Raw genomic sequence first — 15,002 nt, 5'->3', positions numbered from 1 at the left:
AATATGCGGACCAGAACCAAAATCATCTGCACGATGGGACCGGCCGTAAGCTCATACGAAAAAATTTTAGAGATGATCGACGCCGGCATGAATGTGGCGCGGATCAACTTCAGCCACGGCACCCATGCCGACCATCAAGCTGTCATCGAAAAGTTAAAGAAGGCGAGAGAGCAGCGCAAGATGCCGCTTGCCATCATGCTGGATACCAAAGGCCCCGAAATTCGCCTTGGCAAGATGGGCGCGCCAGAGATCCCAGTTACAGCAGGCAAGAGGGTGCTTCTTGTTAAGGATGAGATTGAGGGAGATGAGAAGCGCTGGCAGATCACACCCTCCATCGTTCTAGAGACTTTAAAGCCTGGCGTGACCGTTCTTTTTGATGATGGATACATCTCTTCAAAGGTCGTAGAGAAAAGCGATAAGGGCGTCCTTGTTGAGATCCAGAACAGCGGCGTGATCAAGAGCTTTAAGGGCGTCAACATCCCCGGTGTTTTTCTAGACATTCCCGCCATGACCGAACAGGACGTGCAGGATATCATCTTCGGCTGCAAACAGGATGTGGATATCATCGCGGCCTCATTTATCCGTTCTGCAGACCATGTTCTGGAAATTAAGCAGCTTCTCGAAGATCAAGGTAAGGCGGACACGCTTGTTATTGCGAAAATTGAAAATAGCCTTGGTGTGCAGAATTTTGAGAGCATCGTTCAGGTGGCAGACGGCATCATGGTAGCAAGGGGAGATCTCGGCGTTGAGATGCCTTTAAAGCAGGTCCCTTCTCTGCAGAAGATGATGATTAGTAAGTGTATCGAGGCGTGCAAACCCGTTGTGACTGCTACACAGATGCTAGAGTCGATGATTAAGAATCCGCGCCCTACGCGCGCAGAGGTCTCCGATGTGGCTAATGCGATCTACGATAGCACTTCTGCTGTCATGCTCTCGGGAGAGACAGCGGTCGGACAGTATCCGATTGAGGCGATCTCTCTCATGCGCAGCATTGCAGAAGAGGCTGAGAGAAACTTCGACTACAGAGAGTTTTTCGAGCGGCTTCCCGCAACCGACTCACATGACATCTCCTCTTCGGTCTCTCTTGCCGCTGTTAAGACGGCCTACAGCGCAAAAGGGCGCGCGATCTTTGCCTTCACAAACAGCGGATTCACCGCGCGGCTTATCTCTCGGTTCAGACCGCAGATGCCCATTATTGCCCTCACCCCTCACAAGAAGACCTACAACCAGATGGCCTTCAACTGGGGCGTCGTCCCAGTAGATCCCGCGCACACTAGCAACGTGCAAGAGGCCTTCTCTATCTGCCGCGATTTTGCGATGAAAAGAGAGCTGGTCCAGTATGGAGATCTCGTCACTGTGACTGCAGGCTCTCCCTTTGGAATGAGCGGTTCGACCAACATGATGCTCGTCGAAAGTGTAGGGGATGTTCTATTGCGAGGAGACCCCTCTGAAGGAGCGAAAGTAGAAGGAAAGATTACCATCATAGCTACGTCTAGCGAACAGAAGCGCAGATCTGCAAAAGATCGCATTGCGCTCTTATCGCGCTGCGATGAGAGCTACCTCTCAGTCCTCAAAGGAGCCCTCGCGATCATTCTTCAAAATCTTCCCACAGATCGCGCTTCAGAGAAGCACGCCGCGCGCATCGCACGCGAACTGGATATCCCTCTAATCACAAGAGCCGAAGGTGCCGCACATGCCATTCCCGACGGGCTTCAGGTCACCATCGACCCCGAGAAGGGTATCGTCTACAAAGGCTCTCTCTCCTTGTGAACAATTGTTAGGAAGTGGACAGGCGGAGAAAGAATAGTTTAGAGATCTAGTACCTACGTGGAGAGCCAGCGCCTACGGGTAGTGAGGGTCTGCCTTTTTTCCAGCCAATTAGCTGCACGGGAGCGTCTGCATAGCAGACCACGCCAGATTCCGCTTTACTACCTGGTGATAGGTAGCGCGTTTCAATTGCAAATACACCTACGTAGGCGTCGGTGCCGAATCCCTCTGCTACTTTTGGATCAAAAGTGAACTCGGGGAAGCGCGCAACTTCGCCAACCTGTCTTTGAGCTTCGACTTCAGTAGGGCGACCTACATCAGTATTGACGGGTTTACCACCTGCAGTCTCACTCTTTAACATTCTGGTCAGTTGAGATGAGTTACATCCACGCCAAACAATTGCGACGCTCGCATCACCAGGCTTAGGTCCCGGTTTGGGAAGTCTATTGTAGGTGGCTTCCAGAGTCTTCTCTATTTTGGGCAGCAGGTTCTCCTCTTCCTTTTCAGGGGCTCCAGCAGCTCTAATTTCGCTTAGAATATGAGCTGGAATCACAGAAGATTTTGATCCAGAAGTGCTGCCAGCAGTAATTGGCCGATTTTCTTTGGAAGAAGATGTCCCTGAGGTTTTCAGAACGGGCTTCACTACAGCAGTGACCTTTTTTGAAAGGGAGCCATCTACGATGGTTTCTGCACCGGCACCGGCAATGGTAGTATCGCCATGCATCTTTTCTGATATTGTCGTCATTATTACACCTCTTATTATTATAATTATTATTATAATACAAATTGGTGTAATAGTAAATATTTTACTTCATAAGTAAAAATAACGCAAGTTGTTAATTTCTAATTAGTTAGAAAATCTTACAACTTTAGTTTGTCCATTCTACCAGGTGAAGTCGAGGCGGATGTTCCCTTTTTGCGCAAAGAAGCCGCTGCCAATCTCTGACATGTACTGCATGGTAAGTGCAAAATGGGGCAGAGAGAAGGTGAATCCGACGCTCGGTGCAAAGAGGTTCCAGGTGTGGTTCCACCCGACGATTTCAAAGGGAATGGTTTGGCCAACAAAGGTGGTTTTGTACTTGTCGCGATGTATTGGCACGTCTGAAATCCAAGAGAGGGAGACGAGCGGAGTGAAGCAGTAGGGCTTATCTCTATCCCCTAAACGGTAGCGGAAGCTCATGCCAGTTTCACTTCTAAACGTTTCGCTTGCATAAGAAGAGACATTGAGGTTTAGGCCTCCTGCTTTCTTCTCGGTAAATTTATTCTCGTGCAAGTAGATGTAATCTAAATTCACGTAGGGAGAGGCAACGAAACGAGAGGTACCCCAGAAGAGTCCGCCCGAGAGCTGACCTACGATATCATACCCGTTATAGTTGCTAATTGCGTGGCGATTGGTCGTTACAAAGTTGATGCCGCGTGAGACGTGGTATCTATCTTTTCCAGCTAGAAGAGTTGCCCCCAAATAAGCTTTCGACGTTTTATAATCTGTATAGACGGCTCCGTAGTAGCTGTTTACATCGGCATGGCCGCGATTAAATCTCCATTTGATCCTGCTATGGTCGTAGGCGCCGCCAAAACCGACGACCCAGTTGTCCATTACTTTTGCATCAAATCCAGCGGCAACGCCTCCGATTTTTGCGCGAAAACCAGTCTGCTGACCACGATCATCTATCTCAAACACGTTTCCGAAGGGCTCTATCCAGATATCGTAGGGTTTAAATTCGCTACACTTTCTATTCGGTCTATTATGAAAGATAGATGCGATTTCAGCTCCGACTTCAGTGTTAAGCTCTGCCATCGCGCTGTACTGAGAGGGCTCCATCTCGGTAAGAGCGTCGTTTACAACGGCATCGCTCTGACCTGCTAGAGAGTCGATAACGCTTGCAAGATCCGGATCTGTTGTTAAATCCCCAGCTGCGTTTAACGCATTGATGTTGTTTTTAACACTATTGGCATTCGATCCGAAGATGGTAACGTTGTTAAATAAACTGCCTCCGGAGCCGATTGTGAGCTCTACAAACGTAGGAAAATAGAGCACTGAAACTGTGAAGTTGGGGTTGGTTGCAGAGATAGAAGAGAAGGTGCCAGTGACATTCGAAGCTGTGAGAATCGTATGCGTTTGAGATGATTGATAGGTACCAGCATCATCCACAACAAGAAGGGAGCCATTAAGACTTGCAGCTCCTGTAACCGCAATTAAATCGTTTGAACCAGAAAGTGGCGCCACCTCGATCTGTGTGGTAGCGGATGAGTTAAGTGTTAGAGTTCCGTTGATGTTAATTGTTCCAATCGAGTTGCCAGGGCTGATCTTGCCGCTGCTAGTTACTGAGCCTACGGGGCCGGTTCCGCTCAATGTTCCGCTTACGCCGATGACAACGGAACTTGAGAGAGCGGCTCGAACGTTCAACTCTCCATTTGTAATGGTCGTAGTTCCTGTGTAGGTATTAGGAGTGTTGTAGATGACCTTTCCCGATCCGAGCTTTTCGACGCTGCCCCCAGTTCCTCCGCCAATTCCTCCATCTTGGATCACTCCATCGAGTGTAATGGAGGGTGTAGAGGTTCCAAATTGTAGAGTTTTGCTTCCGAGAGCCACAGTGCCTGAATTGTTCAGATCTCCAATCTGCGTGCTTCCCGCAGTAAGACTGCTAATATCAAAAGTCCCACCGCTTACCACCTGCACTTGTCCTGCGCTATTTAGAGCCGCAGTGTTTGTAAGAGCGAGTGTTCCGCTGTTAATCGTCGTACCTCCCTGATAGGTGGTGGAGGGAGTGGTTAAAAGAAGCGATCCAGTATTAACTCCATCGTTGACTGTCAAGGAAGCTCCAATTGCTCCATCCAGCGTGCCATTCACCGTTAAGGCGGCGCCACTATCTGCGACAATTGTGCTTCCGAGATTAATAGTGACATTTTTCGATGTGGAAAAGGTCGCAGCGGCAATCAGCTCTCCGGCTGATCCAACATTGATGTTAGTTCCAGTTCCTAACTGGTTATCAGCGCCTACAGCTAACTCCCCAGCATCGATGAAGGTATCTCCACTGTAGCTACTTGCTACAGAGAGGGAGAGAAGGCCGACTCCCTTTTTATGGAATGCAACTCCTGGTGGAAGCGCCAAACTATCCGTGAAGGTAGCATCCCCAGAAAAGGTGAGGGTTGTAGAGTCTATGACGTAGAGATCTCCTCCCTTTCCTTGACCATGTGCACCTCCACCGACAGTCGTTCCTCCAAAGGCGTTATTGCCACTAAAAGAGCAGCCGCTGCCGATATCTAAAATACCGCCATCGCGTACAAAAAGTGCGCCTCCAAGACCTGCGCCTCCACCACCGCCGCCGCCTGTAGTACCTGAAAAGGCGCTTCCAGCGCCCCCCTCGGTCCCGCCTGCGCCCGGAGAGTTTCCTGGTCCGCCGCCGCCACCGCCACCGCCAAAACCTCCTGTTCCTCCCTTGAGAGTACCCGGTCCTCCTCTGGCACCACCACCGCCTCCACCACCAAAGGAGCTGCCGCCTGTGGATCCGCCGACTGTCGCACTATTTGCTCCGGCACCACCACCGCCTCCAAAATCGCCACCTGCTCCCCCTCCGCTTGCAGCGCCTGTTGAAGAGCCTCCGCCACCTCCAAAGGCACCCCCAGCTCCTCCTCCACCCGCGCCAGTGGTTAGTGGAGAGTTAGTTCCTGATCCGCCACCGCCACCGCCAAAGCCACCCGCTCCTCCAGATGTAATAACTGGGCCATTATTTCCACCACCTGCTCCTCCGGTTCCTGGGCCCCCCGCAGCTCCATTGCCATTGGTTCCTACAGCTCCTCCCGTCGAATTTAAGTTGCTCCCTCCATCGCCTCCAAGTCCGCTTGAGGTGGTTGCTCCACCCGTCAAAGTGCCTCCTCCTCCTCCCCCCGAATTGGTGATACTGTTCGAGGATCCTCCATCAACAGTGCTTAACCCAGGTACCCATCTTCCACCGGCGCCGCCGCCGCCACCTGAACTTCCCGCCGATCCTCCGTTGCTACGAAATCCGCCGCCTCCGCCTGCACCCCCTCCGTTACTGCCACTGCCGGCGCCACCTCCTCCATAGCCTCCTCCTCCTCCTGAACCTCTTGCAGCGACGGTAGCTCCATTCGATCCTGTTCCACCAGTAACCGTACACGATGTAAATGCGGTATTAGTGACACCAACGGTCGCATCCTTATCCACAAAAATGCCAGCTCCAGCTCCCAAGCCGCCACCTCCACCACACCCTCCGGATCCGCCCTGACCACCTAAGATCCCGCAATTTTCAATGGAGAGATTGTCGATATTTACAGTGATGCCCACGCCTGAAGGCTTACTATAGCTGTAGATCGGTGTGATAAAGAAGGCTTGATAATTAGCAGGCACCGACGAGTCAAATCCATCGATTGTATTGGCATTTCCATTAATCGTGATCGTAGATGGCGTGGAAGAGGATACCGCATTGGTTGCCAAGATCGGAAGGTCATCAGTAAGAGTGATCGTACCAAGAGCTGCGTTGAAGTTGATTGTGATATTTGGATCTGTCTCACTCACAAGAATCTGTTTCATTACATAGCGCAGAGATCCGGTATTTCCACTGCCCATTGTAATATCATCACTGTTCGTGTCGACCGTGTAAGTGACAGCAGCATCTACACAAGGTACAGCGAGTAGAGTGAAGTAGATGTAGCCAAATGCGCAGGCTAGACTCTTTCTTTTCATAAGCAGCTCTCCAAAATTTTTTTATCTTTTTCGCACCATATCAAAAACACAATTTGCATCTCAGAAAAAAACTTTCACTCCCAAGAAAGGCAGAAGACAGAAGAATTTTACACAGAGCGCCTCTTCTTTCTCTGTGTAACTCGCGCTCTTACGCTCTTCAGCGGTCGATTTTAATAAGGGGTTTGGGGTATAAGAGCCCTCATGGAGAATCAAGAAGCAATTAGAGAAGCGGTTGCCAAGCGGCGCACCTTTGCCATCATCAGTCACCCTGATGCGGGAAAGACGACGCTTACAGAGAAGCTGCTGCTCTATTCGGGAGCGATCCAGACAGCGGGGATGGTTAAGGGACGCAAAGGCCGAAAGGCCGCCACCTCCGACTGGATGGCGATGGAGCAGGAGAGGGGCATCTCGATCACCTCCTCTGCGATGCAGTTCACCTACAAGGGAACGATCATCAACGTTCTCGACACCCCGGGCCACGAAGATTTTTCGGAAGATACCTACCGCACGCTAACGGCTGCCGACTGCGCGATCATGGTTATCGACGCCTCAAAAGGCGTTGAGAAGCAGACTCGAAAGCTCTTCGAGGTCTGCCGGCTGAGAAGGATCCCCGTTCTTACTTTCATTAACAAGATGGATATGCCTGCGCGCGAGCCGCTCGAACTCATGAATGAGGTCGAGAATGTGCTCCAGATTCGCTCGTCAGCCATGAACTGGCCTATCGGGATGGGAAAAGAGTTTCGAGGTGTGGTGGATAGAGAGACAAGTGAGGCGCTCTTTTTTACGAAGACATCCCACGGGGGCGCACAAAAGGCTGATATCGCAAGAGTTCCTTTAGATAGCGCAAAAGAGAAAATCGGAGAAGAGGCCTTTCAGGCGCTTAAACAGGAGCTTGAGCTTCTAGAGCTCGCGGGCAATCCCTTCTCTCTTCAAGAGTTTCTCTCAGGTGAAGTCACTCCTGTCTTTTTTGCTTCAGCTCTTACAAATTTCGGGGTAGAGCCCTTTTTTGACGCTTTTATCCATTTGGCTCCTTGCCCGCATGGGCGCCTTGCCGATCGCCCCGATGGAACCGAGGTGGAGATCGACCCGATCACGACCCCATTTAGCGGCTATGTTTTCAAGCTGCAAGCCAACATGGATAGACGCCACCGCGATAGCATGGCCTTTATCCGAATCTGCTCCGGTAGGTTTGAACGCGACCTCATCGTGAAGCACCACCGTTTGGGTCGAGAGATCCGCCTCTCTCGTCCGCATGGAATGGTAGCTGGCGAGAGAACGACTCTAGATTTTGCCTATCCCGGCGATGTGATTGGCGTTATTAACCCCTCTCTCTTTCTGATCGGAGATACACTCTCCATCACAGGAGGCTTCAATTTTAAGCCCCTTCCGCAATTCCAGCCTGAGATCTTCGCGCGCCTCTATCCCAAAGATGTGGGAAAGAGGAAGTCGTTTGATAAGGGGCTGCTTCAGCTGATCGATGAGGGAGCGATACAGATGCTAGAATCCTATGAGCGCGAAGGAGATTTTACCTTTGCTGCAGTGGGACAGCTCCAGTTCGAGGTAATGCAGTATAGGCTGAAAGATGAGTATGGCGTAGACACCACCCTTACGATGCTTCCCTATCAGTGCAGCGCGTGGATTTTGGGGGATATGAAGACCTTCGTGAAGTCGACGAGCTCCGCTCTAGTCAAAGATAGGCAGGGGCGCCCCATGGCTCTCTTTACCAGTCAATGGGATAAGCAGTACACCATTAAGCAGAACCCCAAGCACGAACTCGTCGACGTCCTCGTTTAAACCTGATTACTGCACGGTGCAGAAGCGCGTTTCTGTTTTTGCACTTGCAGCAGTTGCCACGGGTCTTGCAACTACAAGTTGAACTTCTCTCTTAAGTCCAGTGACTTCGAGCCTTGGATTATGTCTTTTAAGTGCAGCAGCAAGCTCTAAAGGGTTGAGATCCAGATCTCTATAAAACTCTCTCTGTCTGTATCCACCGACTGCCATACGGACCAGCTTTTTACAGTTTTGCGCAATCTCTACGAGATGAGCGGCGTGATAGAAGCAGGGTTCGAGTGAGAGGCTCTCTAGATTCTTTCCATGCCTTGCTATAGCCATAGAAATTGCCCAGGATGCATCTCCTCTTCCGCCACCGATATCACCTCCTGCTTCAAAAAAGCGGAGTTTAGGAAGGGTTTGTAAAAGGTGGTCCACGCCAGTATAAGCAACTCTACTGCAATTCGAAAGAGAGAGGTACGTCAAGGAGGGTATTCCTCCGAGCATAACACAGCTGGTGTCGGTAATTTGCCGATTTGAATGGAGAGAGAGCGATTCTAGTTTAAGCCCTACGAGGTGAGAGATTCCAAAGTCTGTGGTTTGCCGGCAGTTTCGTAGATCTAATTTAGTTAAGGCGGTGCAGGTGGTAGCTAATTTTTTCACTTGAGCATCTCGAACATCCAGATACAACCCAGCGTTAACTGTAAAAGAGGTCAGTTGATCCGCTCTTTTTGAAGCCAGTGTTTGATCAACGAGAGTTAGTGTGCGATGAGAGGTGCCATTGCGAGACTCTGAGCAGAGAGTTAAGTGCCGCATGCCTTCCATGCTATCGAGAATATGAGTGTAAGTTGTGCTTTCATTAAAGCGGTTTTTAGAAATGCGCTGAAACCAGAGAACATCAAAATTGTCGGCCTGTCGAAGCGTCCTTATTGCAGAGCGATAGATCGCTTGTGTATTAACATCTTTACAAATTGTGAAAAAGCCATCTCTTCGAAGTTCTTTTAACGGAAGATAAGAGAGAATATAGGCGATAAGCGGAGTAGCAAGAGAGGTGAGGCGGTCCAAGCTCACCCTTCTTCTCTTCGAAGAAGGCTCGCTCCCAGTTTCTGCAACAAAAGGCAGAAGTCCAAATTGCACGCATGCTGTTGACATAATTAACTTTTTGTTAAAAATAATAGTTATTTTATTATTTTTTAAATCAAAAGTCAATTAATCAATAAATTAATTGCTAGCTAAGTAGTCTTCTAAGTTCTTAGAGGCCTCTTTTAAAGCAACTTGATATGCAACTCGCTGCATTTTAGGGTGCATGATAGGCACTTCTGTAAGATCGATCACCGCAGAGATCAAGTTCTTCTGATTAGAAGCGATTTTGGGGTGGTACTTCTGAATAAGCTCAAAGGCTCTAGCTGAATAAGCATCTAGTTCAGTGCGGTTAGGGGTATACTTCTCATCCTTCTGCATTTTTATGAGCATCTTGTCGATCTCACCTTTAATCTGCTGCAGTCCCTTGTTGAGAGGGGTCTCTTTTCTCTTGGGTTGCATAGGGGAAGGCTGTGGCTGTGCCATGAGTGTACTCCTTTAAATCTCTGTTAATCTTCATCCTATTGATTCAAATTATTATTTTAAACACTTATTTTTTACTTTAACTTTTCCGCGTCTTAAACCGCTGATTATTAGTAGTTAATATAGCATGTTAATTTAAATATTAAACTTGATAATATTAAAGTTTTTATATATAATTACATATATAAAATTATAATATGTGTTTAATATGACATTTTTATCACTTGCTCTTTCTCCGACCGCAGGATCCCTTTCTTTAGGTGGAGAATCCTCTAGTCCCAAATTGGGAGCAGAAGTCAGCACCCCTAAAATGGCAGCGCAGAGAAAACAGGTCTCTCACTTACAAAAGCATATAAAATACTATTCGAAGTTCTTAAAAGGCTTTTTGAACCGCGAGGTTGTAAAAAATCTCGATGGGGAACTCACAGAGCTAGCAGTAAAAGCTAAGCGCTGCTTAAGACATATCAAGAAAAACGAGAAGCTCTCTTCGGTCTATCTCCAGAGCGAGAAGGGGATCATGAAGGTGGCTAAATTTCTTAAGAGCTGTTTAACGATACAGGCCTACTGCCTCAGAAAGGTCTCTCAGGACCCTGAAAACGAGTCCATTCAAGATACAGCCGAGTTTCTTAAAGTTCTTGAGAGGCTTGATAAAGCCTTGGATAGAGGTGATTCTGTAGTTTTTAATGAGCTTCTTGAATTCATCACCTCTTCCGTAGTATCCGTCGATGCTCTCCCTACTAAGAAGAGTGGAAGCGGCACAGCATGTGCCTCCTACTTCGTATTCGAAAAAGAGAGTGAAGAGCGCATGATGCTTTTTAAACCTCTAAGCGGGGATGCCGGCGTCTTTTCTACGATTCCAAAGGGCCACGCTTTTAAAAGACAGATTGGAGCCTACCTCTTAGATCGCAGCTATGGAAGCAGAGGAAACGTTCCTCTTTCGGCGCTTGGAACACGTCAAGAAGAGCTTGGATCCTTGCAAATCTTTAGAAAGAATCAGGGAGCGTACACAGATCTGCCTCCGAAGAAGCGTTTGGAAATTGCTCCAGATGCTCTGCAGATGACTACGCTTTTAAGAATGCGACTCTACGACTTAGATGGACACACTGGAAACCTCTTATGGAAAACAACACGTGAAGGTGAGATCCAGCTGATTCCGATCGACCTAGACTATACGCTTCCGCATATCACTGACGAGGATTCTGCAAAGAAGAGTAGGCTTCGCATCGGCTGGCGCTTTGCACCTCAGCTTGATCTACCAATGGATAAAGCAGTTCTGGAATATATCGAGAAGCTCAACCCTGACAATGATGCCAAAACTCTCGCTAAGTTGGGTCTTGCTCCAGAGTGTATCTTTCTGATGAAGGCCACGACTTTTGCGCTTCAGATCGGCGCCAAATCTTCTTGCACGACCGGCGAGATATTAGATTATCTCCATGCACCTCTTTTTAAAGAAATTTTCGTCGAATGCCTTGAGAAGTGCCGCGATGAAGAAGGGCTTAACGAAAAGTCGTTTGATTCTCTCATGCAAGAGGCTCTTGAAAAAGGCTTCGCAGCTCTTCCCACTATTAGAGAAGAGTCTCTCACTCTATTCAAGCAGGCTCAAGTAGCGCTGGAAGCGATGAAGGATGCAAGTGGCAAAGAAGGCGATGAGCACCCAGCAGAGCAAGCAGTATACATTGCGCGCGTGCTCTTGCAAGCGGGTGAGTATAGGCTCGCATTCAAAATCGGCCGCCAGCTCATTGAGATGGATGCGCCAAGTTCAAGCTTTGAGAAGCTTTTAGACTTCTTTAAAAGTAACATAGGTGTCGATAAAGCGATGATGCTAGATGGCTGTCGTTCGCTTCATGATAGCTTTATTCTCATGGGTAAAGAGAAAGAAGCTGCTGCAATCAGCGAATGGATCAAGAACGTATCCGAATAAAATGCCCTATGAGATTTCGGAAGATTTTGAGACAAATTTTCTAAATTTTTCCGAACGCAGTATTGGAGAAACTACAGCCGAGGAAAAATTTAGGAGATTTGGCCAAAATGGCCGAAATATCGACGGGGATTTTATTCGGATAGGTTAAAGTCTGAAGCTAGTTAAAAGCCTGAAGAAGGGTTAGCCCCACAACTCCCGCGGTTTCAAAGCGCAGCACGTTAGCATGCAGGTGAATTCCAAGAGCTCCTCTCTCGTTTTCGAGAAGTAGGAGCTCTTCTTGTTTAAATCCCTTTTCAGGACCAATAAATAGAGTAAATGGAAGCGGTAGGTCTGGCTTTTTTTTCCAGATTTCTAGGAGCGTAGGAGCTTCAGGTCTGAGGTCGCCGAAGAAGTTTGTTCCTTCAGCTTTGGGAAGCTTATTTAGAGAAGGGAAGATCTGAATCGAGGGAAGATCTAATCTGCCAGACTGTTTCATTGCAGAGATGCAGATCTGTTTAAGTCTTGCGGTTTGCGAGGGAGTGGGCGCTTTTATCTCGCTTAGTGCTGAAGGAAATAGCCAGAACTCGGTAGCGCCAAGCTCGACAGCTTTTTCAATCAGCCACTCAAGGCGCGGCATGCGCGTCATCGCCTGCGCTAAAATTAACTTTGGTTTTACCCTCTTCTCCTTTTCAACGGAGAGCAGCTTCAAGCTTGCAGAGCTCTTGGAGATCCTCTCAACGCGAGCGAGCGCGAGCTGATCTCTTCCGTTGACGAGCTCGATCTCCTCGCCAACTTCGGTGCGCATGACGCGCACAAGGTGGTGAAACTCCTCATTTTCTAAGGCGAGACTCTTCTCTCTTTCCAGCGGTGCATCGATATAAAAACGGCTATGCGGCATAGATTTTTTTTATTATGTGCGTAAGAGGGCGGTTTTGAGGATTTGGGAGAGGGGCGCGCCATGTGGAGCGGCTTTTTGCAGCTGCTTGAGGTCGACGACGTCGAAGGCGCTAAGTGCACAGAAGTGCGCTTTTAAACCGGTGTGGGAGGAGAAGTTGAAGATCATTTTGAAGCGGAAGTCGCGGACGAGGAGATCTTTTTTGCTTGAGTAGGTGCGCTTTTCGACATTTTCGATGAGAGGTGAGTTCTCAAATTTTTTGGGAATGAAGAGAGTGATGAACTCATGCGGGTAGATCTCTCGGAGTACGCCGAGCTCACTTGCGATCGCTGAGAAGCTCTCCTCCTCTTCGGGGAGAATAACAGCAATGGAGTCGTGGCGGAAGCGGCGCTTCAGCCTATCTGGCGTCTGCTGCTTCCAGCGGTTGTGCTGCCAGAGCCACTCTCCCGGGTTTTCTATTATGCTCTCTTCAAAAAGCGAAAGGCTCTTCTGCATCAGGCGCGGGATCTCCTGTTCTGCAGGCTGGGTCTGATCTGGCCAGATCGGGTCTGAGTAGTGAATGAGATATCTGCCGCCCACGCGCTTTGTCGAAGCGACAATGATGGGTCTTCCAGTGCGGTGAGCAAGAAGAGCGGGGAGGGGAGAGGTCCAGGCTTGTCTACCAAGAAAGGGAGAGGAGAAGCCGCTATCCGGCATCCCCTGATCGCCAACGATGCCTAGGAAGCAGCCTTTTTTAAGACCGCGTAGTCCCTCCTTTACGGCCTCTTTTGGAGAGATGATTTTGCCGCCAAACTTCTGACGAATAGAGAGAACCCAGTTGTAGAGCATCATGTTTTTAACTGGCCTTCCAATTGCGACTCCAGGCATCCGGGTTGTGCCTTCGAGAAAGAGGATCTCCCAGTTCGACTGGTGGCCGCAGAAGAAGATCACTCCCTTGCCCTCTTTCATGATCTCTTGGGAGGCTTCTGGATTTACGCAGGTTGCAATACGGGAAATGTCGCTCTCTTTGTCCAGCTTGGCATATTCGAGGCAGGTGATCATTAAGTTTTGAAACGATTGAATAGCAAGTCTTTTAATCTCGTTTTCGGAGAGCGATAGAGAGGATGCGAGTGCAAGATTACTTAAGGCTCGTTTTCTGAAGTTGGGCAGCAGAAAGTAGGAGAGAGTTCCAAGTGCGCGGCCGAGGGCGTGGATCTGAGAGTAGGAGAGGAGTGTGACGGGAAAGGTTACCGCCCGCAGCAGGTAAAAGGAGGCTCGGTTAACTAAAGACATTCTTTGACGATCTGATTGAGCTGATTGGAAAAATCCAGGTGTTTAATACTCTCGCGTATCTCTGATGCACTCTTCTCGGTTTTTCTTCTATTTAAAGCTTTTTTTAGGGCGGAGGCCATTGCGTCTGGGGAGTTCAAATCTTCAATTGTCAGACCGCTCTTTTCCGTGAGAACCTCATGACCACCATTCGACTTTGAGGAGACGACAAAAAGGCCCATGGCCAGGGCTTCAACGGTCACATTGGCAAAGGGGTCGTAAAAAGAGGGGATAACGAGTGCGTCAGCCAGCTGGTAGAAGGGGAGGATCTCTTTGCGGCTTCCAAAAAAACGGACCTTTCTCTGGAGGTTTAAATCGGCAGCGAGCTCTTCGTACTCTTTGAGGTTCTTATCGTGACCTACAATTGAGATGTGCAGCTTCTCATTGGGTAGAAGAGAGGCTCCTCTCAGTAGTTGCTCCACCCCTTTTCTGCGAAAATTATGCCCAACAAAAAGAAAGTGAAATAGATCCGAATCTAAATCGAATGCAGACATTATGCGGGCTCTCTGCTCTGCCCATTTTTCGAAAGGGGAGCTCATCTCCTGCCACTCGACTCCATTGTGAACAACAGAGATTTTTTTGGGGTCTGTACTGTAGTAGCGAAGGATCTCCTCTTTCACCATGTGCGAGTTTGTGAAGAGGCGCTCAAGAGCTGGGTGTTCAAACGCTTCTTTTTCAATTTTTAATAGAGCGCGGTGGAGGGGATTCAGCTCGAAGGAGACCTTTTTTAGTAGACCTTCAGATGTAGAGCGCATCTCAAGGTAGGCAGCGTGCACTCCATTTCCGGCTCTCAAGTGAGTTTGAAAGCGGTTTCTATCCATACCAAAAACAATCTCAGGCGAGGTCTTATCAACTCTTTTTTGGCAGAACTGATCGAACTGTTTCAATTTACGAAAGCTCAGCTTGCTCGTCGAAGAGAGTGTGAAGGTCTCTAGGCCTGCAGGTAGATCTTTAGGTGTTCCGCTTGTAAGCAGCGTGACCGAGCACCCCTTTTCCAGAAAGGCTTTCGCAAGCCTAGAAGTGTATTTTTCAAGGCCTCCGCTCTGCGCCTCGCGGGCGCCGCTCTTCAATATCGCAACGCGTCTATTTGGCAT

Annotated in this window: 10 protein-coding genes; 3 read left to right on the top strand and 7 right to left on the bottom strand. The window is 48.9% G+C overall.

The annotated features are described in order from the left end of the window. The first annotated feature begins 3 nt into the window (after positions 1 to 3). Positions 4 to 1,770, top strand: a complete 1,767-nt coding sequence (gene pyk / locus HYX48_05995; GenBank protein ID MBI2743451.1) for a pyruvate kinase — start codon at positions 4 to 6, stop codon at positions 1,768 to 1,770. A 46-nt stretch (positions 1,771 to 1,816) separates the two neighbouring features. Here pyk and HYX48_05990 read toward each other — a convergent pair whose 3' ends face one another. Then, positions 1,817 to 2,512 carry a DUF4765 family protein gene (locus HYX48_05990; GenBank protein ID MBI2743450.1) on the bottom strand — a complete coding sequence of 232 codons (696 nt, stop codon included), beginning with the start codon at positions 2,510 to 2,512 and terminating at the stop codon, positions 1,817 to 1,819. A gap of 138 nt (positions 2,513 to 2,650) precedes the next feature. Further along, complete coding sequence (locus tag HYX48_05985) at positions 2,651 to 6,472, bottom strand: autotransporter domain-containing protein (GenBank protein MBI2743449.1); 3,822 nt, start codon at positions 6,470 to 6,472, stop codon at positions 2,651 to 2,653. 201 nt (positions 6,473 to 6,673) lie between these two features. Here HYX48_05985 and HYX48_05980 point away from each other — a divergent pair, with 201 nt between their 5' ends. After that, the gene (locus HYX48_05980; protein MBI2743448.1) at positions 6,674 to 8,266 is read left to right on the top strand and encodes a peptide chain release factor 3; all 1,593 of its coding nucleotides are present in this window, start codon (positions 6,674 to 6,676) and stop codon (positions 8,264 to 8,266) included. 6 nt (positions 8,267 to 8,272) lie between these two features. On the opposite strand, the gene HYX48_05975 is transcribed toward HYX48_05980, so the two are convergent. Then, entirely contained in the window at positions 8,273 to 9,394 is a 1,122-nt protein-coding gene (locus HYX48_05975) for a hypothetical protein (GenBank protein MBI2743447.1), read from the bottom strand. A 69-nt stretch (positions 9,395 to 9,463) separates the two neighbouring features. Beyond that, complete coding sequence (locus tag HYX48_05970) at positions 9,464 to 9,808, bottom strand: hypothetical protein (GenBank protein ID MBI2743446.1); 345 nt, start codon at positions 9,806 to 9,808, stop codon at positions 9,464 to 9,466. Positions 9,809 to 10,013: 205 nt separating this feature from the next. Here HYX48_05970 and HYX48_05965 point away from each other — a divergent pair, with 205 nt between their 5' ends. Next, positions 10,014 to 11,726 carry a hypothetical protein gene (locus tag HYX48_05965; protein MBI2743445.1) on the top strand — a complete coding sequence of 571 codons (1,713 nt, stop codon included), beginning with the start codon at positions 10,014 to 10,016 and terminating at the stop codon, positions 11,724 to 11,726. Positions 11,727 to 11,883: 157 nt separating this feature from the next. On the opposite strand, the gene HYX48_05960 is transcribed toward HYX48_05965, so the two are convergent. The 3 genes from HYX48_05960 to HYX48_05950 are packed head-to-tail and all read right to left on the bottom strand — an operon-like array spanning position 11,884 to position 15,002. Then, a complete protein-coding gene (locus HYX48_05960; GenBank protein ID MBI2743444.1) occupies positions 11,884 to 12,603 on the bottom strand; it encodes a 16S rRNA (uracil(1498)-N(3))-methyltransferase in 720 nt (239 codons plus the stop codon). A 12-nt stretch (positions 12,604 to 12,615) separates the two neighbouring features. Continuing rightward, positions 12,616 to 13,872 carry a hypothetical protein gene (locus HYX48_05955; protein MBI2743443.1) on the bottom strand — a complete coding sequence of 419 codons (1,257 nt, stop codon included), beginning with the start codon at positions 13,870 to 13,872 and terminating at the stop codon, positions 12,616 to 12,618. Continuing rightward, on the bottom strand, positions 13,863 to 15,002 hold the full coding sequence (locus HYX48_05950; GenBank protein MBI2743442.1) for a glycosyltransferase family 4 protein: 1,140 nt from the start codon (positions 15,000 to 15,002) through the stop codon (positions 13,863 to 13,865). Before HYX48_05950 ends, HYX48_05955 begins: the two co-directional genes overlap by 10 nt.

The organism is Chlamydiales bacterium (genome assembly GCA_016185065.1).
Taxonomy (GTDB): Bacteria; Chlamydiota; Chlamydiia; order Chlamydiales; family Rhabdochlamydiaceae.
This window is presented reverse-complemented; position numbering and strand designations above follow the sequence as displayed.